Source organism: Polynucleobacter sp. Nonnen-W13 (assembly GCF_018881735.1).
In the GTDB taxonomy this organism is placed as follows: Bacteria; Pseudomonadota; Gammaproteobacteria; order Burkholderiales; family Burkholderiaceae; genus Polynucleobacter.
Window position 1 is genome coordinate 353,069 of record NZ_JACVPU010000001.1, and the last position, 24,760, is coordinate 377,828.

Sequence of the window (24,760 nt, forward strand, 5' to 3'; positions counted from 1 at the left end):
CTAATAAAGTGGGGTGGTTCTGCGGTCAAAAGAGTGATTAAATAAGCATACAAAAACAAAAAATAAAAAAATATAAATACAAATTAAGAGAAGGGTTCAAATGAAATCTATTAACACCGGCATGAAGGTGAAACTCATGCCATTGGTTGCAGCTTTATTAGCGTCCTCAGTGATTGGTTTGCAGGGCTGTTCCACAGGATCTACAGCGGTAACAGAGGCACCCAAGCCTGCTGCAGCACCAGCCTGGAAGCAGGGAATGGGCGCAGATATGTCCACTTCAAAGTTGGCTCCCTTGGCAGGCAAGATGACTGCCACCCCAGCTAGTGAGATTCCCCTGAATAATCTCAAGTTACCCCCAGGTTTCAAGATTGAAATCTATGCGACCGGCATTCCTGGTGCTCGTGAAATGGCTATGGGTGATAACGGCAAGATTTATGTTGGTACCCGTGCAATTGGACGTGTTTATGAGGTCAGCAATAACGGCAAAGAGCGCACTAGTCGTGTGGTGGTTGATAAGTTAGTGCAACCCTCAGGTGTGGCGTATAAGAATGGATCACTTTATGTCATGGCGATTGATAAAGTCTTGCGTTATGACGGCATTAGTAAGAATCCTGGCGTAGCGCCTGTTGATTTAACTTCTAAGTTTAATTTGCCACCAGAGCAGCACCATAACTGGAAATACATTGCCTTTGGTCCAGATGGAAAGTTATATGTTCCTTTTGGCGCACCTTGTAATATTTGTGAATTACCCACTCCTGAATATGCTCAGATTCGTCGCTACAATCCAGACGGCTCCGGCATGGAAGTATTAGCGACAGGTGTAAGAAATACTCAGGGATTTGACTGGCATCCAGTGACAAAGCAACTCTGGTTTACAAATCATGGACGTGATTGGATGGGTGACGACAAGCCAAATGACACCCTACATTTGCTTGCTAAAAAGGGTGAAAATTTTGGCTTCCCATACTGCCATGAAGGCAATATGCCAGACGATAAAATTGTTAAACCTAATCCATGCGAAGGTGTGACTCAGCCAGTAGCACTGTTAGGTGCTCATGCTGCAGTGATGGGTATTAAGTTCTATACCGGCAATATGTTCCCTGCAGAATATAAAAACGTAGCATTTATTGCACGTAAGGGCTCTTGGAATCGTAATGTTAAATCTGGTTATGACGTAGTTACTGTGAAGGCTGATGCAGATGGTAAGAATGCCAAGGTAACCCCGTTTATCACCGGTTTCATGAACTCCAGCGATCAATCATTCTGGGGTCGTCCTACATTCTTTATGCAAATGCCAGATGGATCTATGTTGCTGACAGACGAGCAATTAGGAGCAATTTACAGAATTACCTACAGCAAAAAATAAACATTGGTATTTGTGAGATCTTTGAAAATAGCGGCGTTACTCACGGGGATTTATCTCTCCTTGGTTACGCCGCTGTCCTTTGCACAGGATGTCAGTGCCAAGTTGGCAGTTTGTGCTGCATGCCATGGGTCTGATGGTAATTCAGCCATGGCGGGGGTTCCCTCTCTTGCAGGACAGCCCAAAATATTTCTAGAAAATAATCTCATCATGATTCGCGAGGGTATTCGAGATATTCCCGCGATGAAGGGGCAGTTGAATGGATTTACTGACCCACAAATTATTGCCTTGGCCAAGTTCTACTCTACTCAGCCCTTGAAATCTGAACCAGGTAAACGGGATGATGCGCTTTATGAAAGGGGTCAGCTGCTTTCGAAGCAGGCACTTTGCGGGACATGCCACTTACCCGACTATGTTGGTCGCGAGCAAATGCCTAGACTTGCTGGGCAACGCGAGGATTATTTATTGCACACCATGCGTCAATTCCGAAGCAATCAAGCAACTGGGCGAGATACCATTATGGCGGCTTCCTTGTATGGTATGAATGACGATGATTTGAAAGCAATTGCGCAATATCTCTCGCAATTAAAATAAGATTTCCCGTCCTTTGAATGAAGATTCAATTCATGAGGGCGCACATGTAGCACCCTTACATTAGGGACCTGAAGAGACTATCGCATTGCAATCAAAAAACCACTTTTTATTAGTTGACTCTTTTAAAGTCTTTGCCGCTTTACTAATTATCCTGCACCATCTATCGAGTTACGGTCAGATGGCGGTGGATGCACGCTCAGTATTGCCGGGCTTGATGACATGGCTTTTTGAATACGGTCGTTATGCTGTGCAAATCTTTTTGGTGATGGCGGGGTACTTGGCAGCCCAGTCACTTACGCGTTTTGCTAATGCGCAGTTCAGTAGCCAAAACCTATTGCGAGTCATCATCAATCGCTATTTGCGTTTGTTTACCCCCTATATAGCCGCTTTAGTTTTTACTATCTTCTGCGCTTGGATTGCGCGCTTTTGGGTTAATGATGAATTCGTTGGCGAGCAAGAAACGCTGAGCCAATTTATTGCCCACCTGTTTTTTCTGCAAGGCATTCTGGGGCTTGACTCCATCTCTGCGGGCGCCTGGTATGTGGCGATTGACTGGCAGCTCTACTCAGTATTCGCTGTATTGCTTATTTCCTTTTCTTCTTATCAAGCTTTGATATGGCTGATAAGTATTGTTGCTGTGAGCTCTTTGCTCTACTTCAATCGTTCTGCACAATACGAGGCCTACTTTATTTATTTCATTGGCTCTTATGGACTTGGCGTACTAGCCTATCTTGCGAAGCACTTTGCTGATAAGAAGATTCAAGTCTTAGCCAGGTTTGCACTAATTGCTATTGGAGTGATTATTGCGATCTCCGCATTACATCAAGTGTGGTTGCGAAATTTCTTGGCTTGGTTTGTGGCTTTGCTTTTATTCGTGTGGGGTAATACGGGCTACCCAAGCTTGCTGCCTAGAGGTTCAAAAGTAAAAGCATATATATTGCACTCTATTGCATGGGCCAGCCCCCGCTCATACTGTGCCTTCTTAATTCACTTTGCATTTATCTTGCTAGCAAATACACTTTATATTGCTTCTGGAATGCATGCTCACGAGAATGGCTTAATTGCAATTAGCTTAATGTTAGGAGTCGTAGTGTGTAGCACTATTGCTGCTAGCTACCTATATCGCTGGGTAGAAATTCCCTCAGCTAAGCTAAAGATTTAAAGCGAAAACTTAAATACCCATATCCTTTAAGATGCGAAAGATTTCTCGATAAGCCTTAGGGGGTTTATTGGCCTCTTTTTCTTTGCGAGCATTGCGGATGAGGGTGCGCATATTCTGAATATCCATATCGGGATATTGCTCAATCATCTTGGTAAAGGTTTCATCATTCGCAATCAGGCGATCGCGATAAGACTCTAATTGATGTAGTTTTGCAGTTTCTGCCTTGCTAACGCCTTGAATTGCATCCAGGCGCTTTTGAATTGCGTCCAATTCCTCTTCATCCAAAAATCGCATGAGCTTGCCAAGATACTGCTTATGACGACGAATTGCCTCAAAACTCTTAATCTTGTTAGTTTCCGCAATGGAGGCCTTAATCGCCTCATCCATTGGTATAGTCTTCAAGGCATCGCTACTGAGCGCTGCCAAAACTTCGGCCAGCTTTTGGCGCTCAGTCATCAAGCGCTTTAGCTCGGATTTGCTAGGCCCATCATCAAGATCATCTTTCTTGGGGGTGCGGTTCTTTTCATTGACGTGCATGAGCGTATTTTAGACGGGTATTTACCGTTTCTAGCTGAATCGTCCAATTTCTTCTTATGAGAAGATTTAGTAAATAATAGAGTTTATAAATGGGGCGTCTATATAACTAGAGATATGAGCACAACAAGCCATCAAAATACCTACGACTACATCATCATCGGCGCTGGCAGCGCTGGCTGCATGTTGGCCAAGCGCCTGACTGAGAATCCCGCTAAACGGGTTCTCTTAATTGAGGCTGGTAAGAACGATAACTACATCTGGATACAAATACCGGTTGGCTACTTATATTGCATCGATAACCCAAGAGCAGATTGGCGCTTTAAGACCGCTACTGAAAAAGGGCTCAACGGACGCTCACTTCTCTATCCACGTGGTCGTGTTTTGGGTGGCTGCTCATCTATCAACGGCATGATCTATATGCGTGGCCAAAAGGGTGATTACGCATCTTGGGTCAAAGCAACAGGTGATGATTCTTGGTCTTGGCAAAACGCTTTGCGTCGTTACAAATCATTTGAGGATTATCACGGCGCTGCCAATCAGTGGCACGGCAAAGGTGGTGAGTGGACCGTATCTAAGCAGCGTTTGCGTTGGCCCATCATGGATGTTTTCAAAGAGGCTGCAGTAGAGGCAGGCATTCCAGCATCAGAAGACTTTAACCAAGGTGATAATTTTGGAGTGGGTTACTTTGATGTGAGTCAACGCAAAGGTTGGCGTCTCAATACTTCCAAAGCATTTTTGCGTGATGCCTCTAAGCGACCTAATCTTACGGTTATTACTGAGGCGATGGTTAATACATTATTGATTGATTCAAGTTCTAAAAATTGCTACGGCGTTCAATATATTCAGAACGGCAAAACAACCGAAGCACTTTGTAATATCACCAATCAAGGCGAAGTGATTTTGAGTGCAGGTGCCATTGGTAGCGTGCAGGTTTTAGAGCGCTCGGGTATTGGATCAGCTGCGCATCTAAATAAATTAGGCATCCCCGTCATGGCAGATTTACCGGGCGTAGGTGAAAACTTACAAGACCATTTGCAATTACGCATGATCTACAAGGTCAATGGCATAAAGACTCTCAATACGAAAGCAAACTCTTTACTTGGCAAGTTGTCCATTGGTATGGAGTACGTGTTTAAGCGCTCCGGACCCATGTCGATGGCCCCATCTCAGTTGGGCGCATTTGCATACAGCTCGCCTGACCAGCCCTCTGCCAATTTGGAGTATCACGTTCAACCGTTATCACTAGAAAAGTTCGGTGAAGATTTGCATTCCTTTAATGCGATTACTGCCAGTGTTTGTAACTTACGACCGACATCTCGTGGCAGTGTACATATCAGTTCGATCGATCCAGAAGCGCCCCCAGTCATTGCACCAAATTATTTATCGACCGACGAAGACCGCAAAGTAGCCGCTGACTCATTGCGTCTCACACGCAAGATTGTGGAAAGTCCTGCGCTCAAACCGTACACGCCAGATGAGTACAAGCCAGGCAATCAATATCAAAGCGATGAAGAACTCATCAAAGCTGCTGGTGATATCGGCACAACGATTTTCCATCCAGTGGGCACCTGCAAGATGGGGCGCGATGATGATCCGATGGCAGTGCTTGATCCACAATTGCGAGTGAGGGGTATTCATCATTTGAGGGTGGTTGATGCATCTGCAATGCCGACAATTACTTCCGGTAATACTGCGGCGCCTACTATGATGATTGCGCAACGCGCTGTTGAATTGCTTACTGGTGAGTAGTTCAAAAACATCAGGTAGTGCTCAGTTGTATCCGAGGCTTCCTACAAGCCACTTGTTATTAGCGCTTGCCATTGTTGCTGTGTGGGGAACTAACTTTGTGGTGATCAAAGTTTCTCTTGAAAGCTTCCCACCATTTTTATTCGCTGCTCTGCGATACATTTTTGCTTTATTGCCAGTAGTATTTTTTATTCCCATGCCCAAGGTTTCTTGGATCAATCTCTGTATCTATGGTTTGGCTACTGGGCTGGGGCAGTTCGGCGTGATGTACTTTGCGATTGATGGACGAATCTCTCCGGGGCTAGCATCCTTGCTTATTCAGACCCAAGTATTTTTTACGATCGGCTTTGCTATGTTCTTTGCTAAAGAAGGTCTAAGGCTATATCAGGCAGTGTCCGTGGCGGTAGCGATGACGGGTTTGTTCATTATTGCGCTGCACACTGATGCCACAACGACTTTCTTGGGCCTGGCTTTAGTGGTGTTTGCCGGCTTTTCTTGGGGAGTTGCCAATACAGTGAGTCGTAGGGCTGGTGCTATTAATATGCTGTCCTATGTGGTTTGGGCAAGCGCGTTCTCAATACCTCCTTTGCTGCTTGTTTCACTCATCTTTGAGGGTGGTGCCAGCCATTTATGGGAAGTCACCCTAGTAGCACCCATGGGCGCTTGGATTGGAGTGCTCTGGCAGGCATGGGCCAATACCCTGTTTGGCTATGCTGCTTGGGGGTGGCTGCTTTCAAAGCACCCGGCTGCTGTGGTGGCTCCCGCCCCCTTGCTTGTGCCCATCTTTGGCATGGGGGCATCTGCTTTTTTCCTAGGCGAGCCCTTGCCAGGGTGGAAAATCATGGCTGCCGGCTTGGTAATTGCTGGTTTAGTGATTAATCTTTTCTGGCCTGCATTGCGAGAACAAAGTCGTAAGTTTTTTTAAAACGACCTCTATCCCTAGGGGCTAATGTAAAACCCTAATACTGAGCCCTTTTTTTGCCCCTATATTGACTGTAAGATAGCAATTCGCTTCAAGTTGTACCTACAAAAGAACTTATTTAATTAGCATTTTTAGTCATGGAGACTTTATGAATATTCGTCGTCACATTTTTGCAGTGGCTGCTACTGCAATGTTATCAACCGGCGCTTATGCTGCCGATATCAAAGTAGGCGTAATCGGCCCGTTCACTGGCGGCTCAGCTTCAATGGGCGTGAGTATGCGTGATGGCGTGCGTTTGGCTACTAAAGAAATTAACGCAGCTGGTGGCATTGACGGCAACAAGATTGTTTTAGTTGAGCGCGATGACGAAGCTAAGAACGAGCGTGGAGTACAAATCGCTCAAGAATTGATCAATAACGAAAAAGTAGCTGCTACTTTGGGTTACATCAACACTGGTGTGGCCTTGGCATCACAGCGCTTCTTCCAAGAAGCAAAGATCCCGGTCATTAATAACGTTGCTACTGGTACTTTGATTACTAAGCAATTTCCAAATGCCGCTGAGAACTATGTTTTCCGTACTTCTGCTGCTGATAACATCCAGGCTCCAATGATCGCTAAAGAAGCGGTTGAGAAGCGTGGCTTGAAGAAAGTAGCTATCTTGGCTGACTCCACTAACTATGGTCAGTTAGGTCGTGAAGACTTAGAAAAAGCGCTCAAGACTTATGGCGTAACTCCAGTAGCTACTGAAAAGTTCAACCTCGGTGACGTTGATATGACTTCACAGTTGCTCAAGGCAAAAAATGCTGGTGCAGAGGTTATTTTGACTTACGCAATCGGACCTGAGTTGGCGCAAATTGCTAACGGTATGGCGAAATTGGGTTGGAAAAAGCCAATGATCGGTTCATGGACACTGTCTATGGCCAGCTTCATTGATACGGCCGGTAAGAATGGTAACGGCGCAACCATGCCAGAGACTTTCATTCAGAATCCGCCAACAACACCAAAGCGTAAAGCTTTCGTTGAGGCTTACCTGAAGGATTTCAAACCAAAGAACGGCATCATCGCTTCCCCAGTGTCAGCAGCTCAAGGTTACGACTCTGTATATCTCTTGGCAGCTGCGATCAAGCAAGCTAAGGGCACAGAAGGACCAAAGATCTTGGCCGCATTGCAAGATCTGAAAGCTCCTGTTGATGGTGTTGTCATGACTTACAACAAGCCATTTAGCGCAGCTGACCATGAGGCTATCAAAGCTAAAGACGTAGTGATGGGCATTGTTGAGGACGGCAAGGTTGAGTTCTTGAATGCAGAAGATGCAACAGCTAAGAAGAAGTAATCCTTCTTAGAGTAGGTGCGGAAACTCAAATTTTCCGCACTGCAGCAATTTAAGAGGTATAAATAAGCAAGACGCCGCCCACAAAGCGGCGTTTTGCTTACAATGTCGAATCGTTCATAAAACAGTTTTAGAATTTTTTAGGTCTACATCATGGAAATGTTTGCACAAATCCTCTCCAGCGGTATAGCGGTGGGCATGATCTACGCGGTCATTGCTTTCGGCTTTCAGCTGACTTTTGCCACATCCGGCACATTGAATTTCGGTCAAGGTGAGGCCTTGATGTTGGGCGCCTTAGTTGGCCTGACATGCGTTGACATGTTCGGTATGAACTACTGGCTCATGATCCCAATCGTCTGCCTGTTCGGGATGGTGCAAGGTGGTTTCGTTGAGCTGATTGGTGTTCGTCCTGCGATTAAGATCAAATCTGAGTTTGGTTGGATTATGTCCACTATCGCGTTGGGCATTATTTTCAAAAACGTGGCTGAAAATATTTGGGGTCGTGATGCATTGCCATTTCCATCCCCGTTGCCGATGGAACCAATGGCATTCCTTGGGGCAAACATTTTGCCAATGGAAATCTTGGTTGTAGTTGGCGCTTTAGTCATGATGTTGTTGGTGGAGTTCTTTAACCGTAAAACAATTTACGGTAAAGCGGTTGTCGCAACAGCAAACGATCGTGATGCTGCCGGCTTAATGGGAATTAATACCAGCTTGGTAATTACCTTCTCATATGCACTCTCATCCTTAACTGCTGCCTTTGCAGGTGTTCTGATTGCACCGTTGACATTAACTGGCGCTGCTATGGGTGGTGCTCTGGGTTTAAAAGCATTTGCAGTGGCCATTATTGGCGGCCTCTCAAGTGGTATGGGAATCATTGTGGGTGGTTTGATTCTCGGAATTGTTGAGACTGCCACAGGCTTTTATATTTCTACTGGCTACAAAGACGTACCAGGCTTGATCTTGCTCTTATTAGTGCTTGCATTTAAGCCATCTGGTCTCTTTGGTAAAACTGCAATCAAGAAAGTTTAATAATGAAATCGAAGTCTCTATTACCTCTATTAATTGCAATTGTTGGCTTATTTAGCCTGCCTTTATTTATCAGCAATCCGTACTATATTCACTTGATAGAAACGATTCTGATTTACACCATCCTGTTGTATGGCTTAGATATCGTGGTGGGTTATGTAGGTCAAGTTTCCTTGGGTCATGCCGCCTTATTCGGAATTGGTTCTTACACCGCAGGTGTACTGTTTTTCCATTTCGGTGCCTCAATTTGGCTTACCTTGCCAGCAGCAATCGTTGTTACAGCGATTTTTGGCGGAATCCTGGCCCTGCCTGCGCTGAAGGTTATTGGACCTTACTTGGCGATGGTGACCTTGGCATTTGGAACCATTACCCAGATCTTAATTAACGAGATGACATGGCTCACAGAAGGCCCATTAGGAATCAAAATTCCTAAGCCTGATCTGATGGGTGCCCCAATGTCAAAGGCACAGTTTTTCTGGTTGGTCTGTATCGTTTTGATCATTGCCTTGGTGGTGGTTGATCGTTTTGTTAAATCTCAGATGGGCCGTGCTTTTGAGGCTTTACGTGATAGCCCTGTAGCTTGCGACTGTATGGGTGTCTCCGTTTATCGCTACAAAGTCATTGCCTTCGTGATTAGTGCTGGCTTTGCTGGTCTGGCTGGTTGCTTGTATGCCTACTCAGAGCAATACATCTCACCAAATACCTATAACAATGAATTAGCCGTTCTTTTCTTGTTGGCAGTCATTATGGGTGGTCGTAAGTCTCGTTTGGGTTCATTACTAGGCGCTGCCATTATTGTTCTGCTGCCTAAACTTCTCGACGATATTAATTTATTCCGTATTGTGGCTACTACGATCGCGGTTGTAGTTGCCGTAGGTGCGGCTATGGCTCTTTCTAAGAAAGTCACTACGCCAAGACGCGTGATGGTGCCTTTGGCAGGAGTAGTTGGTCTGGCAGCATTCTCATTTTGGTTAGACAGAATCTCCGATTGGCGTTTGAGTATTTTCGGCTTCATGATTTTGTTGGTGGTGTATTACTTGCAAAACGGTATCGTTGGTTTTGCGAAGAGCTTCTACCAATCTATCATCGGCAAGACAGTGACAACTCGCGGTGAAAAAGCAGATGAAATTGATGATTCAATCAGCTTCATTAGCGCGGTTAACAATCAAAATGCAGGTACTGAGCTTCTTAAAGTTGACTCTGTGCTGATGCAGTTTGGTGGTCTAAAAGCCTTAAATAATGTTGACCTCAGCATCAAGCGTGGCACTATTCATGGTTTGATTGGACCAAACGGCTCCGGTAAGAGCACCATGATGAACGTTCTGACTGGCATCTATCAACCTACGGCCGGTAATGTGCTGTATGCAGGTCAGAGCGTAGTTGGTCGCACTTCCTCTGATATTGCTTTGTCTGGTATTGCGCGTACCTTCCAAAACGTTCAGCTCTTCGGTGAGATGACTGCCATCCAAAATATTTTGGTTGGATTGCATCACACCTTTAAATCCAATATGTTGGAGATTGCGCTGAACTTGCCGCGCTACAAAAAGGAATCGCAAGAAGCACATGCTCGCGCAATGGCCTTATTGAAGTTTGTGGGCTTGGAAGATTTAGCGAATGAAGAGGCGCGTAATTTGCCATACGGTAAACAACGCTCTTTAGAGATTGCCCGCGCCTTGGCTTTAGATCCAGAGTTGCTCTTGTTAGATGAGCCAGCTGCTGGTTTGACAGCTCCAGATATTAAAGAACTCTTGCGCATTATTCGTAAGATCCGCGATAGCGGTATTACCTTCATCCTGATTGAGCATCATATGGATGTGGTGATGTCAGTGTGCGATACCGTTTCTGTATTGGACTTCGGTCAGAAGATTGCAGAAGGTAAACCAGCTGAAGTTCAGGCAGACGAGAAGGTGATTCATGCCTACTTGGGTACTTAATCACTAGAACTATATTGAATCGGTAAATACCATGTTATCTATTAAGAATCTTGAAGCAGGCTATGGCAAAGTAAAAGTTCTGCACGGCATCAATATTGATGTCCCCAAAGGACAAGTTATTACTTTGATTGGCTCTAACGGCGCTGGTAAAACAACGACGATGCGCGCTATCACCGGCATGATTAAGCCGACCGGTGGCGAAGTCACGCTAGGTGGCGAAAAAATTGATGGTTACGACTCTCATAAAATCGCACGTCTTGGTTTAGCGCATAGTCCAGAAGGCCGTCGCGTATTTACGACGATGTCTGTGAACGACAACCTCCTGTTAGGCGCATTTCCACGTTTTACGGGTAGTCGTCCAAAAGGTGACATTAAGAACGATCTTGAGAGATCCCTCGAAATGTTCCCACGCTTAAAAGAGCGTCGCAATCAGTTGGCTGGAACATTGTCAGGTGGTGAGCAACAGATGTTGGCGATGGCCCGTGCTGTGATGCTCAATCCAGAGATCATTCTCTTGGATGAGCCTTCAATGGGCTTGGCACCGATTTTGGTTGAGGAAGTTTTCAGAATTATTTCTAATCTCAAATCACAAGGTGTCACGATGCTATTGGTTGAGCAGTTTGCTGCCGCAGCCCTAAATGTTGCTGATTATGGATATGTGCTTGAGAACGGTAAGATTGCAACTCATGGACCAGCAGATAAGTTAATGCATGATCCTGCTGTTAAAGCGGCTTACTTAGGTGGTGCTAGCAGCCACTAAGATTGAGTGGCACTGTGTTTGTCAAAAGCCCTCGAAAGAGGGCTTTTTCTATTGGAGAGTAAGCCAACCCTCTACTTTTCTAGTTCTAAATAAGCAAGATAGCCTCACAGATTCAAAATTAGTACGCCTTTAATTAACAGGCTAATAGCAATGATGAGGGTGAAGATCGAGAAAATGAGTTGAGTGTGCGGACCACTTAATTTTTTACCTAGTAGTAGTCCAATCAGTAGTCCGCCCAAGGCGGCAAGTGCAAAGGGCGCAGCAACTAAGATATTTAAGCTACCGCTAACTGCCGAGAATATTGCTCCTCCACCAGTGATGATGGCGAGCACTCCCAGTGAGGTGGCAACGATTGATTTGATAGGTAAATCGGTGTAGCGCTTCAGTGCAGGCACGATGATGAATCCACCGCCAACGCCAAGTAGGCCAGATAGGAAGCCTGCAATACTACCGGCGAGCATGAGGGCGCGCGCACAAGGCAGGGTCCATTGGAGTTTCCCAATAGCAGGGTTGATGAGGCAGGGTGGGGGCTTTCTGTTTTCCTCCGGAATGCCCCTAATCAGATTGCGAGCCTGACTCAACAAGCGAATAGCCACATATAACAAGATCAAGCTAAAGAGGATCTGTAAGGGCGCATTCGGAATCTGAGGTGCAATCCAAAGCCCTAGTGGGGATAGTACTAAACCAAAGACAGCCATAAAACCTGCTGCTTTATAGCGCAAGATCTTATTTTTAAGACCCAGAATGGCGCCAATAGTGGAGGCTAGGGCAACGGCGCAAAGCGCAATTGGCGCTGCTTCTGCGATAGGTAGGCCTAGGAAGAAAACCAATAGCGGAACAGACAAGATCCCGCCGCCCGCGCCAGTAAGGCCCATGAGGATGCCTACTAGGATGCCGAGCGAGGGGCTGATGAGAGTTGAGTAATCCATTGCAATTTATTTTATATTAATATAGTATATAAAAATATATATTAATAATACATCCGAAAGAATAAATTGACCATAAAGCCCGCCCCCTTGATTAAAGATTTTTTTGATCCAGAAACATGGACTTATACCTATGTGGTCTATGAACGTGGAGGAGCTCCTTGCGTCATCATTGACTCTGTCTTGAACTACGACCCTAAATCAGGCAGAACAAGTACCAAGTCTGCTGATGAGGTGATTACTTTTATAAAGGCGCACCAACTCCAAGTTGATTGGATCTTAGAGACGCATGCTCATGCGGATCACCTAACAGCAGCCCCATATTTACAAAGTCACTTAGGTGGCAAGTTGGTCATTGGGGATCACATTACCAATGTGCAGGAAGTATTTAAAGGCGTCTTCAATTTAGATGATCACTTTAAAGTAGATGGCACTCAATTTGACCATTTATTGAAAGAGGGTGAATTGCTCACTTTCGGAAATCTCTCATTAAAGGCGCTGTTTGTGCCGGGTCATACCCCTGCTTGCATGGCCTATGAAATCGGCGATGCCATCTTCGTGGGAGATACCTTATTTATGCCAGATGTCGGCACTGCCCGTTGTGATTTTCCGGGCGGTGATGCGAAGAGGCTCTATCAATCTATTCAAAAGATTTTGTCTTATCCTGATCAGACCAAGTTATATATGTGCCATGACTATCCGCCAAATAATCGACCTGCAACTGACATGACCACTGTTGCTGATGAGAAGGCAAATAATATTCATGTACATGATGGCGTGACTGAAGCGCAATTTGTTCAAATGCGCACCACACGAGATAAAACTCTAGAGATGCCAACACTAATCTTGCCATCTATTCAGGTCAATATACGAGCTGGACATTTTCCTGAGGCCGATAGCAATGGAGTTTCTTATTTAAAAATTCCCTTGAATGCACTCTGATCGAAGAATGACAATGAATATGCCCATCTCCAAATCGGAGTTAAAGAGGATGCAGTCATCTGCAGATGATGCTTGTAAGCTCATGAAGGTCTTATCCAACCGAGATCGCATGATGCTCTTATGTGAAATCGGGCAAGCAGAAAAATGTGTTGGTGAATTAGAAACAGCACTGGATTTACATCAGCCCACTCTCTCGCAGCAACTTACCGTGTTGCGCAAAGAAAAGCTAGTTAAAACACGTAGAGAAGGAAAGCAAATTTATTACTCTCTATCTAGTGAAGTTGCTGTAGCAGTAATGAGTTTGCTCTACAAATATTTTTGCAAGAAGTAATCAATCATTAAACCGTTTTAAAGGGAGTTCAATATGAAATGTAACGTCGGTAGTATCGATCGTATTTTAAGAATCACAGTAGGTATTGTGCTGGTTACACTTGCAGCTAACGGTATCGTAGGCTGGTGGGGTTGGCTCGGACTTATCCCTATGACTACAGGTATTTTCCGCTTCTGCCCAGCCTACCTATTACTGGGAAATCATTTTTGCTCTAAGTGAGCATCTCAAATCTAGATTAAGACATATTGAGATTAATTTACTCAATATGTCTTATTGATATTGATGACGCTTATTTTTTAGAGTAAACACCGTGTAGCAAAAAGATAGAAAAAAAGGCAATACCAAGCATCCAGTGTGTCGCAATGACCCCATCCCGAATTTCTTCAGGGCCGTAGTACAACAAGGCGCCCGATACTAATAAGGCGGCTAAAAAAGCCAATTGACTTAAACCGCTCCACAGTTTCCTCTTGGACTTCAGCCCCGCTTTCAGATGAAAGGGTAAGACTGAGCCCAAAGCTATCGTGGCCAATATGGCAGCAATGCCGTGACATGCCAATACCGGGTGTGTCCCCAATATGGCGCGTTCAATATGAAATTCATGGCCAAGTAAATAGGCCGTCCCAGTGAGAGAGCAACTCAACATACCGATTTGGACAAAGTGTTTTTGCCATGCTGGCATCTTGCCAAGACGATTTGTATTTTTCATAGGGATTGGGTATTGGGGATTCTGATTGCCTGGGCAGAAAAATGGCTTAAGCAGGGATGGTGAGTATTCCTAGAAATACTCACTACCTTGCTTAAGGCATCTGCGTAAACGCATCTACTAGCTACTACTGAGTAAGACTCTGAAAACTCAACATGCTCTTGATTGAGGGGGTTCACCATAAAACTCTTTGGGCTGGTATCCCGGTTGGCAAAGTAGAGACTGCTAGTGGCAATCGCACCTACTGCCATGCTGCCAATCTGAATGAGCTCATGCGGTTTTGATGGATTGCGAATCTGAATATCTTGGGAATGATTTCCGAATACGCGGATATCGCCGCCCGCGTTGACTGATCCAACTTTAATACCCTTAGAAATTAAAGCGTCAACGGCTTTATCTACTGCGTAGCCTTTGGCAATGCCGCCAAGATCGAGGCAAAGCGGTAATGGCGATCGAACCAATAAGGGTTTAATAAATTGAAGATCTTCAATGCCTCCAAATGCGTATTCCTTGAGTTTCTTATGCTTGGGGAGTAGACCTGCTTTCACTAGGTGATGACCAATTCCACAATTAAATAGCCCTTGGGATTGAAGGTAAACCTCTTTTGCAATCCTAAGAACTTCAGCAGTCCAGGGATGAATCCGAACAGACTCCAAATGGGACCTAGCATTGATCTGAGAAAGCTCGCTGTCAGGATTGTGAAAACCCATCAAAGATTGCACTTGTTCAATGGCTAAAAAAGCCTCCTCTAGCGCTTTTAATGGAGGCAATTGATCTTCAATTCTGATTTCTACGAAGGTGCCTAAGAGCGGCTTGCAGCGAATCATTTTGCTTTTAGGCTTACGGTTTGATTTTTTAAGGCTACCTCATATAAGACTGCAACCCGCTTGACGCCGTCCGTAAGATGTTTACAGGAGAGCGTTGCACCACCAATATTCTGAATATCTTGATTGAGCTTGATGGGGTCTGCAGCTGTCTTTCCGACAAACTGTTTTCGCCAGTTAGCTTCTGCCACTTCGTATCCATAGGATTCAACGTATTCTAGAATTTCAATTCCAGTTACTGCGCCCGATGGATTGAGTAATACGGCGTAAGTAATCATTTCATGTTTACCAACTACCTCATCTACGATGAACCAACTTCCATCAGCCGCTCTCCAAATTCGATCCCCTTGAAAAGGATGACGAATACTCGAAGCTGAGCGCATTTTGTCTTGTAGATCATCGGTAATGATGATGGGATTTTTAACAAGCGATTTATTAGGTATCAGTATCTTCTGAGCTTGTTCAACGGATACATAAATCTTGGCCTGCGCAATGATTGGTGCAGTAACTGCAGCTAGACCAATGATGAATAGGGGGTTGGGTTTCCAGTTCATATTCATTTCATTAGTTCAAAGGAAAACCAACTTTGACAATAAATTCATTTACTGAATGGCTATCCCAAACGCGAGCATTGGAGCACTCGGCTTCCCCGCCACCCATGCAAGTGCCACCCTTGAGTTGATAGCGCCAAGCGCCAGTGACCCACCAGTCTTTTGCGGCATAGTGCATATTGGGTCCCACAAAAGTTGCTCGTTGGACTTGATTGCGTAAATTTAATTCTGAGTAGTCATTATGGAAACGCGCCTCAACGCCAGCAGACCATTTAGGGGCAAATCGATAGCTAGCGCCCACAAGGAAGTCGAGCATCGATTCTGGTACGTTACCATTTTCAATAAACTTCAAGCGTTCATTTGCTACAACTACGTTACCTGCCAAGACCAATCGATCGTCAATGAAATTCGATTGCAAAAGTAAGCGTGCCTCAATCTCATCTTTATTTCTTCCCCAAGTTGGTTCTAAATACAGGCCAACGCCAATGGGCGATGTCACTGGATTGGTCAGTCGATAAATGGCTTCTAATGACCCGCCTTCAATACCGCTTTTTCTGTAGGGAGTGGCTGGATCATGGCTGGATGGCACCCCATACCCACCTGTACAGCTTGCGCTATCACCGCAGGCTTCTGGATTGGTGTAATTCTGATTTGCGCTGGTGTAGTAGGAGTTGATATAGCCGGCAATTTGCAAATCATTGGTAAGCCCATATTCCAGCTCGGTTCTAGCTGTCCAGGCATCGTAGGTACCGGCAGCTTGTTGTTTATTGAGTTGTAAGCGCTGCTCAAACTCGAGTTTTCCTTTGGGCTGGAGATCGAGGGTGTAAATCCACCCAAATGCACCTTCACCCGCATTTGCGAATGAGAAGTGCAGGGCTGTGGCTAATAGGATGCTAAAGGCAACAAGTCTTTTGATAGTCATTTTCATGGTCTAGTGGGCTGGTCAATAAAAGTAAATAAGAATGATTCTCAATATACAGTAAATGAGAACAATTCTCAATTGAGAAATTGACCCTGCGCTCTTTGGTGTTACGTTTTTGCCTAGGACTAGCCTGAGCTTGTAAGATTTAGATCTATGGATTCAGAAGCTCTGGTGAAGCTAGTCACAATGAAGATGCCTTTCGGCAAGCATGCCGGCCGTGCACTTGCAGAATTGCCTGGTAATTATTTAGCCTGGTTTGCTCGCGAGGGATTTCCTCAGGGTGAGCTGGGGCAGTTACTGGAATTAATGCACACCCTAGACCACAATGGCTTACGCGGATTATTGGCCCCTATCCAACGGGCCCATGGAATTGCTTCCCGTAATTCTGAGCAATAAAGGTTTATTTAGAGCGCACTATTACTATGACGCGATTACGTTCATAGCTCACATTGGGTGAATCTGGCGGACTGTTATGGGAGAGAGTGGCCTGCAATGCACTTTGCATCTGAATTTCTAGCGCCAGCTTTTGAGCCAACTCTAGATTACGGTCGTACTGAATCTGTACGCTGGCAATCTTTCCTGCTTTGATGTTCGTGGCCAGTGCCGCAAGCTTTTCAGGAGAATACTGATCGAAAAAGACGGGATACCAGCCGCCCACCATCGGTCTAGACCCCGAACCACTCTTTTCAGCTGGTTTGCTAGACTGGCTTGCGCCAAGCTCAATCGGTAGATGAAAGTCGATGCCGGTCTTCTGAATCAGTTCGGCATAGGTGATCGGTGAACCCATTTGCGCGTCATCTGTGTTTTCGACCCAATGCGCCCAGGCTAATTTTTTAGCGGGATCGTAGATCAGCTTGTAGAGATGACTTGGAATCGTGACTTTGCCCTTACCAATACTTCCAGCATGACCTACTGATCCAGTAAAGACATAGACATCACCTTGTGCGCGCTTGATGTACATCCTCGTAGGCTCTTCAACCCGTTTGGCCCAGATGCCCTGATTGTTTTGCCGTGCTTGCGGCATCATATTTGCCAAGGAGAATGACTGCGCCATTCCCCGTTCACTTGTCATGTCGCCAGCTGGCACGTTGTGACCCCGGTCATATCCGCTGCCGCGATAGTCTGACAGTAGGGCGCGTTCATGTGCTGGGAGTCTAGCCTCTTCGTAGAACTGATTGGTACGGCGAGGATGTGGCGCCTGAAGTTGCTCGCCATTTAACTTTTCAACGGTATAGATGGGTTTTTTGTCTAGAGGCGAGTAATAGATCGCAAAATCATCAAAACAGAGGTCCCGACCCACCTGAGCAGTGCTTGGTATTTGTTGGGATGGGAATAGATCTTGGCATTGCTCAAAGAGGGCAGACGCACTCAGGGGCAGTAAAAGTGAGATTAATAAGAGGGTTTTAGCCAAGAATTTCATTGCATTTCAGTGTAATGAGTGTCGTCATCAGGGGGCTAAATGTTTTGCGCTTATCTGGCGATTAAGTTAGCTTTAAGGCTAGTATTGATGAGTTCTTAGAAGTCTTTTGCCTGATATTTAATGCCGCCACAACTCAATAAGTTAGGCTAATGCGCAAATGGACTCATAAGCAAAAAAACACTACCGGTAGAAATTTTAGTCCATCAAAATACTAGATGTACGGGTCAGACATCTCTTTTGAGGAGTAAAAATAGTAAAAAAGTCCGAATTTAAGCACTTTTTTATTATATGAAATAAGCCCTCACTAACTTCTTTAAGCTATTGAATTTAAATGGATAAATATCAAATTTAAAGACCTTACTAGGGAACATCCTGATATCAAGACCTATAAGTTATTGAAATCAGGTTCTTTATTCTTGACTTGATATAAGAACCTTTTTAGAGTGACTCATGTTTTTTACTTATTGCGTTGCAACATAAATCTGAAGTTTGATTTTTGGGGTACTGCAAGACTACGAATGATTAAATGTTTTTCTAGCAATTCGAGTGACATGCAACTAGCGCAGCCAGCATCGGCTCCCGCTAAGGATTTGTTGGCTCACGCACTATCTCCCGTCTATCGGGTCATGAATGGTCTATTGATTGTGACTGTTTTCATGATTGTTGGACTCTGGCTCTCGGGTAACGGAACCCAAGCAGGTGCATTCGATTTGGCCCGAATCCTGGTTCCAGATGAAGCCCGCCATATAGTTTGGCAAAATGGTTTCAGCATGCTCGATCAGTATCAAGAAGCTGCCTCTAAGGCGTCTGCGGATGAAGAAATAGCCAATGTGCTTTACGGAAATGCATCGGCTATCCCGGGCACTGGTTTGATGGGTGCTAAGCAGCAAACAGTTGCTCTCTTGATGCCCTCCGTGGCACACACCCAGGTAAAACCGATCTCCCATTTGGCTGATCGTATTCCCACTTCAAAAATTGATCCTCAGGCATTAGATTCAAAGCTGATGGTCTCGATTCAAAACCAACGCGCAGTAGCTGACTTCTTTGAGAAGAAGTACAAATTAGATCGTGCCAAGATTGAGGAATACATCTCTAATACTGTGTTGATTGCAAAAGAAGTCAAAATCGATCCAGTGTTATTGCTCGCCGTGATTTCGGTGGAGTCGAACTTCAACCCGCTCATTAAAAGTCATGCTGGTGCTGAAGGTCTAATGCAGGTGATGACTACCATCCACAAAGATAAATATGCTCTGTATGGTGGCGCAACCGATGCGGTCAAGCCTGAAGTCAATATTCGGGTAGGCGCTTACATTTTGAAGTATTTGATTGCCACTAGCGGTTCATTACGTAATGGCTTGAAATACTATGTTGGTGCTGCAAATGCAGAGAGCGATGGTGGTTATACCGACAAGGTGATGGCTGAAAGAAATCGTTTGATTAGTTTGTGTCAGCCAGTAGCACCTAATAAACTTACTTTGAGTGGTAAAGATTTACGCTCATAAGATCTGCAGTTTTTCCCCAGAGAAAAATAAAGGCCACTCAGTGTATTGAACCGAGTGGCCTTATTACTTGCTAATGCAGGGGCGAAATTAATTTACGCCATGTAGCTCCACATCGAATACCAGTGTTGCATTGGGTGGAATCACGCCGCCGGCGCCACGTGGACCATAACCCATCTCAGATGGAATGATTAAGGTGCGCTTGCCACCAATTTTCATGCCTTGCACGCCCTCATCCCAGCCTTTAATGACATGGCCAGCACCCAAAGGAAAGCTAAATAATTGGCCGCGATCGAGTGAGCTATCAAACTTCTGGCCTTTGTGCTCAGGCGCCTGTTCATCAAACAACCATCCGGTGTAATGCACGTCTACATGATTGCCTGCAGTCGCTTCTTTACCATCGCCCACAACGGTATCTATTTTTTGGAGTTCGCTCACGTTTATCTTCCTCTTTGGCTGAAATTGAAGGGCTAGTATATTCTGAGCGTAATCTTTTTGTTCGAGCAAACTAACATGACAAACTTCTGGTCTCATTCTGCGTACAAAACCCTTACCGTGGGGTCAGATAAGCAACTGCTAGTAACCGATGATTTTCTGCGTACTTATTTATTGCGCCCCGAGTTAAACCTCGTTCCCGAATCCTGTGATGTTGAGCGAGTCCTGCATCAGCGCCTAAATGCAAACCCCCGCGCGGTGATTTCCGATGAGGAAATTGCTGGCATGGCAGATCCCGATATTCAGGTGAACTATCAAGTGTGGCTGAGGTATCGAGCTAAGCTATTGGCCGCCAGTTCTTTAGAAAACTTTTACATGAGCTTGTTTAAGGGTGATGGCGTAGATGTGCCGCCTCTATTTATATCTCAACTAGCGCAAATATTTATTCGGCATATTTTGGGTGAGGATTGCCATCCTTTAGATGCACGTATGGGTGAGCTCTTCTTTCGGACTCAAAAGATCACTGTGTTGGAGGACGGTGTGGTGATGGGTGCGGATGATGAGGTGGTGACTCGTAATGCGCAGGCAGGTGAGACTGGCAACATCCTGGATTTGCTCAAGAGCAAGTCGATGTCTATGCGCTCGATCGACTTAGATGTATTGCATGAGGTAAACGCTGAGCTCTATTGGGATAAGAGTGAAGATTATGACTTTGCAGTGCAGTTGAACTTTGGTCAACCGCCTATTAATCATTTTTGCCGTGTCCTCGAAAAATGGGTGCAACACTTCTTAGGTGCCCAGATACGCATTACTCCAATGCAGCAAATCTCAGATCCAAAATGGTCTTGGCATGTTGGTCTAGATGCTGCTGCGACAGATATTCTGAATAAGCTTTACAACAAAGAGACAGTCGATACTGACGAATTGGAGAAGATGATTTGCCTATTTCGTTTGGACTTTATTGATGAGGCAGCCGTTACCCAATCTCAGGCTGGAAAGCCGGTATACATGGGTATAGCAATGAATGATGACAAACAGCTCAAACTCAAACCGCAAAACCTACTCTTCAATCTCCCTTTAGCAAAAGTTTCTTAGGCGCTAGGGGAGGAGGCATTAGCTTGCTTGCGATTGGCGCTAAGCCAAAGTAAAGCGCCAGCAGTGACGGCAACGGGAAGTAGCGATCCTAGATTGAGGATATTCCAGCCCTGCGAGGTAATGAGGGCTCCAGAGCCAAATGAAGTAAAGGCCATTGTGCCAAACACAAAAAAGTTAATGGCTGCTTGAGCTTTGTCACGCTCCTCAGGTCGGTATGCAGTCATCGCCAACGATGTGGATCCGGTAAATAAAAAGTTCCAGCCAACACCCAGCAAAAATAAGGCAATTAAAAATTGGTGGAAGTCGACACCAGTGAGTGCGATTGCAATGCACAGGAGATTAAGGAGGACCCCAACACCCATAATTTTGAGTGCACCAAAGCGCTGAATGAGTGAGCCAGTAAAAAAACCGGGCGCGAACATGCCAATCACATGCCACTCTAAAACCATGGCTGTATCAGAAAATGGGAGCCCACAAATTTGCATGGCAAGTGGGGTGGCCGCCATGAGTAGGTTCATCACGCCGTAACCCAAAGAGGCGCCAATCACCGCAACCATAAAGACTGGTTGCTGCAGGATGATTTTGAGGCTTCTTCCAGCAGAAAGCGAATGCTGCGTCTTGAATTCTTCTGGAAAATGGATGAATTGCATCACGATGACGCCAATCAAGCCCGCTATCGAGAGGGTGAGGTAGGCCCCTAAAAAAGCAGTGTCAAAGTAATCTTTGGTCCAGGATGCGAGGTTGGGCCCAATGACGGCGCCAAGGATTCCGCCAGCCAGCACCCAGGAAACTGCTTTATCTCTCTGGCTAACCGCAGTTAACTCAGCAGCGGCAAATCGATAGAGCTGACCATTGGCGCTGTAATAGCCTGCGATAAAGGTACCGAGGACCAGTAGCCAGAAGTTTTTAGAAACGGCGGCGTAGGCACACAAAAGGGCTGAAAATACCGCTACCAGAAGACCTAGCTGAAAAGATATCTTACGGCCAAAGTAATTTTGGGTTTTGGCTACGATTGAAGTGGAGAAAGCGCCCCCCACAACATAGCCCATCACGGGTAAGGTAGCCATCCAAGCCACTGGGCTTAGGCTGAGCCCAACTAGGCCATTAATAGCAATAAAGGTCACATTGTTGGTCAAAAACAAGCCCTGGCAGAGAATCAACAGTACGAGGTTTTTGTTGAGTAGGGGGTGCTTGTTCATCATGCATTGCAGTTTACGATGTAAGTGGTGACGGCCTTGCCTCGGTGGATTCCCTTAAATTGACCGACTTCAGTCAATTTGCAGCCCAAATCCCCTTAAATTGCCGGGGTCGATGATTTAAAATAGATTTCTCGGTCCAGTATGTGAAATTACACCCAAGACAGCCACAAGCGCCTGAAGTGTTGCATACGGAATGCGAGAGTGGTTCGGTATAAGGCCGACCCCTAATATTTACCCATATCGAGGAAACATCAATGGCTTCAGAGACATCAAAGATCATTTACACGCTGACAGATGAAGCGCCTTTATTGGCGACCTGTGCATTCTTACCAATCATTCGTACTTTTACGGCTCCAGCTGGAGTTCAGGTTGTAGAAAGCGATATTTCTGTTGCGGCACGTATCTTGTCAGAGTTCTCTGATTGTTTAACGGCTGAGCAAAAAGTTCCCGATAATTTGGCTGAGCTTGGTCGTATGACTTTATTGCCTGATACCAACATCATTAAGTTGCCTAATATCAGTGCATCAGTTCCACAACTGCTCGCCGCTATCAAAGAGTTGCAAGCTAAGGGTTACAAACTGCCTGATTTTCCAGATGATCCTAAAAATGATGCTGAAAAAGCAATTCGTACGCGTTACTCCAAATGTTTGGGTAGCGCCGTAAACCCAGTATTGCGCGAAGGCAACTCTGATCGCCGCGCACCAAATGCCGTTAAGCGCTATGCCCGTAAGAACCCGCACTCGATGGGCGAATGGAGTCAAGCCTCCCGTACGCACGTATCGCATATGCATGGTGGTGATTTCTACGCAGGTGAGAAGTCAATGACGATGGCTAAAGCATGTGATGTGAAGATGGATTTAGTTACGAAGAGTGGCAAGACAATTGTTCTCAAGCCAAAAGTAAGTTTGCTTGCAGGTGAAATTATTGACAGCATGTACATGAGTAAAAAAGCACTCTGCGAGTTCTATGAAAAAGAAATTGAAGATGCTTACAAGACTGGCATGATGTTGTCCTTGCACGTCAAGGCCACCATGATGAAGGTGTCACACCCAATCGTGTTCGGTCACGCTGTCAAGATTTTCTACAAAGATGCATTTGAAAAACATGGCAAGTTGTTTGAAGAGTTGGGTGTAAATCCAAACAACGGTATGAGCAGCTTATACGAAAAAATCAAGACTTTGCCAGAATCTAAACGTGAAGAAATCATTCAGGACTTACATGCTTGCCATGAGCACCGTCCAGCGTTAGCAATGGTGGACTCTGCCAAAGGCATTACTAATCTTCATTCACCAAGTGACGTGATCGTAGATGCATCGATGCCAGCAATGATTCGTGTGGGTGGCAAGATGTGGGGTGCTGATGGTCGTTTACATGACACTAAAGCAGTCATCCCAGAAAGTACCTTTGCTCGCATCTATCAAGAGATCATTAACTTCTGTAAGACGCACGGTAACTTTGATCCAAAAACGATGGGCACAGTACCCAATGTGGGCTTGATGGCTCAGCAGGCAGAAGAGTACGGTTCACATGACAAGACCTTTGAAATCACTGAGGCAGGTGTAGCTCGCATTGTTGCGGATGACGGCACAGTCTTGCTGGAGCAGAATGTGGAAGAGGGCGATATCTGGCGTATGTGCCAAGTAAAAGATGCGCCGATTCGTGACTGGGTGAAGTTAGCAGTAAACCGCGCACGCTTGTCGCATACTCCAGCCGTATTCTGGCTAGACGAGTATCGTCCACATGAAGCCGAGTTGATCAAGAAGGTGCAAACCTATTTGAAAGAGCACGACTTAACTGGCGTTGATATTCAGATCATGTCGCAGACTCGCGCAATGCGCTACACCTTAGAGCGCATCATTCGCGGTAAGGATACGATCTCTGTGACCGGCAATATCTTGCGTGATTACCTCACTGACTTGTTCCCGATTATGGAGCTCGGTACCAGCGCCAAGATGTTATCTATCGTGCCTTTGATGGCTGGTGGCGGCCTCTTTGAGACTGGTGCGGGTGGTTCTGCTCCTAAGCACGTTCAACAGTTGGTCGAAGAAAATCATTTGCGTTGGGATTCCTTGGGCGAGTTTTTGGCCTTAGCAGTTTCTCTAGAAGATATTGGTGATAAGACTGGTAACGCCAAAGTCAAAATCTTGGCTCGCACTTTAGATGAAGCTACCGGCTCATTGTTAGATAACAATAAGTCACCATCACCACGCACAGGTGAGTTAGATAATCGCGGTAGCCAGTTTTACTTGGCGATGTACTGGGCTCAGGCTTTAGCTGCGCAAACCGAAGATAAAGAATTGCAGGCTCACTTTGCCCCGATTGCAAAAGCGTTGACTGAGAACGAACAAAAGATTGTTGCCGAGTTTAAGGCAGTACAAGGAAAGCCTGCGGATATTGGTGGCTACTACATGCCTGATCACGATAAGTTCGTAGCTGTGATGTGTCCAAGCACTACCTTGAATAGCATCTTAAAAACAGCATCAGCCGCTTAAGGTAAGTTCGTTTCATCAAAAGGGCAAGCCGCTTGGTTTGCCCT

The 24,760-nt window shown here is 45.5% G+C and carries 25 protein-coding genes; 16 read left to right on the plus strand and 9 right to left on the minus strand.

The features are described 5' to 3' along the window. Positions 1–100 precede the first annotated feature (100 nt). The 3 genes from ICN27_RS01895 to ICN27_RS01905 all read left to right on the plus strand — a co-directional run bounded on the left by ICN27_RS01895 (position 101) and on the right by ICN27_RS01905 (position 3,119). A complete protein-coding gene (locus tag ICN27_RS01895; protein ID WP_255534935.1) occupies positions 101–1,366 on the plus strand; it encodes a sorbosone dehydrogenase family protein in 1,266 nt (421 codons plus the stop codon). 12 nt (positions 1,367–1,378) lie between these two features. After that, complete coding sequence (locus tag ICN27_RS01900) at positions 1,379–1,957, plus strand: c-type cytochrome (RefSeq protein WP_216268769.1); 579 nt, start codon at positions 1,379–1,381, stop codon at positions 1,955–1,957. An 85-nt stretch (positions 1,958–2,042) separates the two neighbouring features. Beyond that, positions 2,043–3,119, plus strand: coding sequence for an acyltransferase (locus ICN27_RS01905; protein ID WP_216268770.1), 1,077 nt, complete (start codon positions 2,043–2,045; stop codon positions 3,117–3,119). A gap of 9 nt (positions 3,120–3,128) precedes the next feature. On the opposite strand, the gene yjgA is transcribed toward ICN27_RS01905, so the two are convergent. Further along, positions 3,129–3,656 carry a ribosome biogenesis factor YjgA gene (gene yjgA / locus ICN27_RS01910; RefSeq protein WP_216268771.1) on the minus strand — a complete coding sequence of 176 codons (528 nt, stop codon included), beginning with the start codon at positions 3,654–3,656 and terminating at the stop codon, positions 3,129–3,131. 114 nt (positions 3,657–3,770) lie between these two features. On the opposite strand from yjgA, the gene ICN27_RS01915 reads away from it, so the two are divergent. The 6 genes from ICN27_RS01915 (at position 3,771) to ICN27_RS01940 (ending at position 11,377) form a co-directional block, all read left to right on the plus strand. Next, the gene (locus tag ICN27_RS01915; RefSeq protein ID WP_216268772.1) at positions 3,771–5,405 is read left to right on the plus strand and encodes a GMC family oxidoreductase; all 1,635 of its coding nucleotides are present in this window, start codon (positions 3,771–3,773) and stop codon (positions 5,403–5,405) included. Beyond that, positions 5,398–6,327: an EamA family transporter gene (locus ICN27_RS01920; RefSeq protein ID WP_370624463.1), complete on the plus strand. Its 930-nt coding sequence runs from the start codon at positions 5,398–5,400 to the stop codon at positions 6,325–6,327. Before ICN27_RS01915 ends, ICN27_RS01920 begins: the two co-directional genes overlap by 8 nt. A 145-nt stretch (positions 6,328–6,472) precedes the next feature. After that, positions 6,473–7,657, plus strand: a complete 1,185-nt coding sequence (locus tag ICN27_RS01925; protein WP_216268773.1) for an ABC transporter substrate-binding protein — start codon at positions 6,473–6,475, stop codon at positions 7,655–7,657. A gap of 150 nt (positions 7,658–7,807) precedes the next feature. Continuing rightward, complete coding sequence (locus ICN27_RS01930; protein ID WP_215309185.1) at positions 7,808–8,686, plus strand: branched-chain amino acid ABC transporter permease; 879 nt, start codon at positions 7,808–7,810, stop codon at positions 8,684–8,686. 2 nt (positions 8,687–8,688) lie between these two features. After that, positions 8,689–10,617, plus strand: a complete 1,929-nt coding sequence (locus ICN27_RS01935; RefSeq protein WP_215309186.1) for an ATP-binding cassette domain-containing protein — start codon at positions 8,689–8,691, stop codon at positions 10,615–10,617. 31 nt (positions 10,618–10,648) lie between these two features. Then, positions 10,649–11,377 carry an ABC transporter ATP-binding protein gene (locus ICN27_RS01940; RefSeq protein ID WP_215309187.1) on the plus strand — a complete coding sequence of 243 codons (729 nt, stop codon included), beginning with the start codon at positions 10,649–10,651 and terminating at the stop codon, positions 11,375–11,377. 104 nt (positions 11,378–11,481) lie between these two features. On the opposite strand, the gene ICN27_RS01945 is transcribed toward ICN27_RS01940, so the two are convergent. Beyond that, positions 11,482–12,306 (minus strand): sulfite exporter TauE/SafE family protein, encoded by an 825-nt coding sequence (locus ICN27_RS01945; protein ID WP_216268774.1) that lies wholly within the window; start codon positions 12,304–12,306, stop codon positions 11,482–11,484. Between the two features lie 87 nt (positions 12,307–12,393). On the opposite strand from ICN27_RS01945, the gene ICN27_RS01950 reads away from it, so the two are divergent. Genes ICN27_RS01950 through ICN27_RS01960 form a run of 3 tightly spaced genes read left to right on the plus strand, consistent with a single transcriptional unit; the run spans position 12,394 to position 13,795 of the window. Beyond that, on the plus strand, positions 12,394–13,245 hold the full coding sequence (locus ICN27_RS01950; protein WP_370624464.1) for an MBL fold metallo-hydrolase: 852 nt from the start codon (positions 12,394–12,396) through the stop codon (positions 13,243–13,245). A gap of 13 nt (positions 13,246–13,258) precedes the next feature. Continuing rightward, positions 13,259–13,576 (plus strand): metalloregulator ArsR/SmtB family transcription factor, encoded by a 318-nt coding sequence (locus tag ICN27_RS01955; protein ID WP_216268775.1) that lies wholly within the window; start codon positions 13,259–13,261, stop codon positions 13,574–13,576. 33 nt (positions 13,577–13,609) lie between these two features. Beyond that, positions 13,610–13,795 carry a DUF2892 domain-containing protein gene (locus ICN27_RS01960; protein ID WP_216268776.1) on the plus strand — a complete coding sequence of 62 codons (186 nt, stop codon included), beginning with the start codon at positions 13,610–13,612 and terminating at the stop codon, positions 13,793–13,795. Between the two features lie 70 nt (positions 13,796–13,865). On the opposite strand, the gene ICN27_RS01965 is transcribed toward ICN27_RS01960, so the two are convergent. From ICN27_RS01965 to ICN27_RS01980, 4 genes are read right to left on the minus strand one after another with little or no spacing between them, the layout of a single operon-like run. Continuing rightward, positions 13,866–14,282 carry a hypothetical protein gene (locus tag ICN27_RS01965; RefSeq protein WP_216268777.1) on the minus strand — a complete coding sequence of 139 codons (417 nt, stop codon included), beginning with the start codon at positions 14,280–14,282 and terminating at the stop codon, positions 13,866–13,868. After that, positions 14,279–15,106 carry an FAD:protein FMN transferase gene (locus ICN27_RS01970; RefSeq protein ID WP_216268778.1) on the minus strand — a complete coding sequence of 276 codons (828 nt, stop codon included), beginning with the start codon at positions 15,104–15,106 and terminating at the stop codon, positions 14,279–14,281. The genes ICN27_RS01965 and ICN27_RS01970 overlap by 4 nt, the downstream gene beginning before the upstream one ends. Next, positions 15,103–15,657, minus strand: a complete 555-nt coding sequence (locus ICN27_RS01975; RefSeq protein WP_216268779.1) for an FMN-binding protein — start codon at positions 15,655–15,657, stop codon at positions 15,103–15,105. Before ICN27_RS01975 ends, ICN27_RS01970 begins: the two co-directional genes overlap by 4 nt. A gap of 10 nt (positions 15,658–15,667) precedes the next feature. Then, positions 15,668–16,576, minus strand: coding sequence for a DUF6662 family protein (locus ICN27_RS01980; protein WP_255534936.1), 909 nt, complete (start codon positions 16,574–16,576; stop codon positions 15,668–15,670). 153 nt (positions 16,577–16,729) lie between these two features. Between ICN27_RS01980 and ICN27_RS01985 the strand changes: the two genes are divergently transcribed. Beyond that, positions 16,730–16,972 (plus strand): DUF3820 family protein, encoded by a 243-nt coding sequence (locus tag ICN27_RS01985; RefSeq protein WP_216268781.1) that lies wholly within the window; start codon positions 16,730–16,732, stop codon positions 16,970–16,972. 4 nt (positions 16,973–16,976) lie between these two features. Here ICN27_RS01985 and ICN27_RS01990 read toward each other — a convergent pair whose 3' ends face one another. After that, entirely contained in the window at positions 16,977–17,996 is a 1,020-nt protein-coding gene (locus ICN27_RS01990) for a DNA/RNA non-specific endonuclease (protein ID WP_216268782.1), read from the minus strand. Between the two features lie 551 nt (positions 17,997–18,547). Here ICN27_RS01990 and ICN27_RS01995 point away from each other — a divergent pair. Next, positions 18,548–19,498, plus strand: a complete 951-nt coding sequence (locus tag ICN27_RS01995) for a transglycosylase SLT domain-containing protein (RefSeq protein WP_255534937.1) — start codon at positions 18,548–18,550, stop codon at positions 19,496–19,498. A gap of 87 nt (positions 19,499–19,585) precedes the next feature. Here ICN27_RS01995 and ICN27_RS02000 read toward each other — a convergent pair whose 3' ends face one another. Continuing rightward, positions 19,586–19,933 carry an FKBP-type peptidyl-prolyl cis-trans isomerase gene (locus ICN27_RS02000; protein WP_215309207.1) on the minus strand — a complete coding sequence of 116 codons (348 nt, stop codon included), beginning with the start codon at positions 19,931–19,933 and terminating at the stop codon, positions 19,586–19,588. 75 nt (positions 19,934–20,008) lie between these two features. On the opposite strand from ICN27_RS02000, the gene ICN27_RS02005 reads away from it, so the two are divergent. Further along, complete coding sequence (locus ICN27_RS02005) at positions 20,009–21,025, plus strand: DUF6352 family protein (protein WP_216268784.1); 1,017 nt, start codon at positions 20,009–20,011, stop codon at positions 21,023–21,025. On the opposite strand, the gene ICN27_RS02010 is transcribed toward ICN27_RS02005, so the two are convergent. Then, positions 21,022–22,227: an MFS transporter gene (locus ICN27_RS02010; RefSeq protein WP_255534938.1), complete on the minus strand. Its 1,206-nt coding sequence runs from the start codon at positions 22,225–22,227 to the stop codon at positions 21,022–21,024. The genes ICN27_RS02005 and ICN27_RS02010 overlap by 4 nt on opposite strands. A gap of 251 nt (positions 22,228–22,478) precedes the next feature. Here ICN27_RS02010 and ICN27_RS02015 point away from each other — a divergent pair, with 251 nt between their 5' ends. After that, entirely contained in the window at positions 22,479–24,716 is a 2,238-nt protein-coding gene (locus ICN27_RS02015) for an NADP-dependent isocitrate dehydrogenase (RefSeq protein ID WP_216268785.1), read from the plus strand. Positions 24,717–24,760 lie beyond the last annotated feature (44 nt).

Coding starts and splice junctions, on each gene's coding strand:
- yjgA (WP_216268771.1), bottom strand. CDS start 3,656: ATGCACGTCAATGAAAAGAACCGCACCCCCAAGAAAGATGATCTTGAT.
- ICN27_RS01970 (WP_216268778.1), bottom strand. CDS start 15,106: ATGATTCGCTGCAAGCCGCTCTTAGGCACCTTCGTAGAAATCAGAATT.
- ICN27_RS01935 (WP_215309186.1), top strand. CDS start 8,689: ATGAAATCGAAGTCTCTATTACCTCTATTAATTGCAATTGTTGGCTTA.
- ICN27_RS01995 (WP_255534937.1), top strand. CDS start 18,548: ATGCAACTAGCGCAGCCAGCATCGGCTCCCGCTAAGGATTTGTTGGCT.
- ICN27_RS01940 (WP_215309187.1), top strand. CDS start 10,649: ATGTTATCTATTAAGAATCTTGAAGCAGGCTATGGCAAAGTAAAAGTT.
- ICN27_RS01990 (WP_216268782.1), bottom strand. CDS start 17,996: ATGAAATTCTTGGCTAAAACCCTCTTATTAATCTCACTTTTACTGCCC.
- ICN27_RS01985 (WP_216268781.1), top strand. CDS start 16,730: ATGGATTCAGAAGCTCTGGTGAAGCTAGTCACAATGAAGATGCCTTTC.
- ICN27_RS01915 (WP_216268772.1), top strand. CDS start 3,771: ATGAGCACAACAAGCCATCAAAATACCTACGACTACATCATCATCGGC.
- ICN27_RS02005 (WP_216268784.1), top strand. CDS start 20,009: ATGACAAACTTCTGGTCTCATTCTGCGTACAAAACCCTTACCGTGGGG.
- ICN27_RS02015 (WP_216268785.1), top strand. CDS start 22,479: ATGGCTTCAGAGACATCAAAGATCATTTACACGCTGACAGATGAAGCG.
- ICN27_RS01930 (WP_215309185.1), top strand. CDS start 7,808: ATGGAAATGTTTGCACAAATCCTCTCCAGCGGTATAGCGGTGGGCATG.
- ICN27_RS01980 (WP_255534936.1), bottom strand. CDS start 16,576: ATGACTATCAAAAGACTTGTTGCCTTTAGCATCCTATTAGCCACAGCC.
- ICN27_RS01965 (WP_216268777.1), bottom strand. CDS start 14,282: ATGAAAAATACAAATCGTCTTGGCAAGATGCCAGCATGGCAAAAACAC.
- ICN27_RS01925 (WP_216268773.1), top strand. CDS start 6,473: ATGAATATTCGTCGTCACATTTTTGCAGTGGCTGCTACTGCAATGTTA.
- ICN27_RS01975 (WP_216268779.1), bottom strand. CDS start 15,657: ATGAACTGGAAACCCAACCCCCTATTCATCATTGGTCTAGCTGCAGTT.
- ICN27_RS02010 (WP_255534938.1), bottom strand. CDS start 22,227: ATGATGAACAAGCACCCCCTACTCAACAAAAACCTCGTACTGTTGATT.
- ICN27_RS01945 (WP_216268774.1), bottom strand. CDS start 12,306: ATGGATTACTCAACTCTCATCAGCCCCTCGCTCGGCATCCTAGTAGGC.
- ICN27_RS01960 (WP_216268776.1), top strand. CDS start 13,610: ATGAAATGTAACGTCGGTAGTATCGATCGTATTTTAAGAATCACAGTA.
- ICN27_RS01895 (WP_255534935.1), top strand. CDS start 101: ATGAAATCTATTAACACCGGCATGAAGGTGAAACTCATGCCATTGGTT.
- ICN27_RS01955 (WP_216268775.1), top strand. CDS start 13,259: ATGAATATGCCCATCTCCAAATCGGAGTTAAAGAGGATGCAGTCATCT.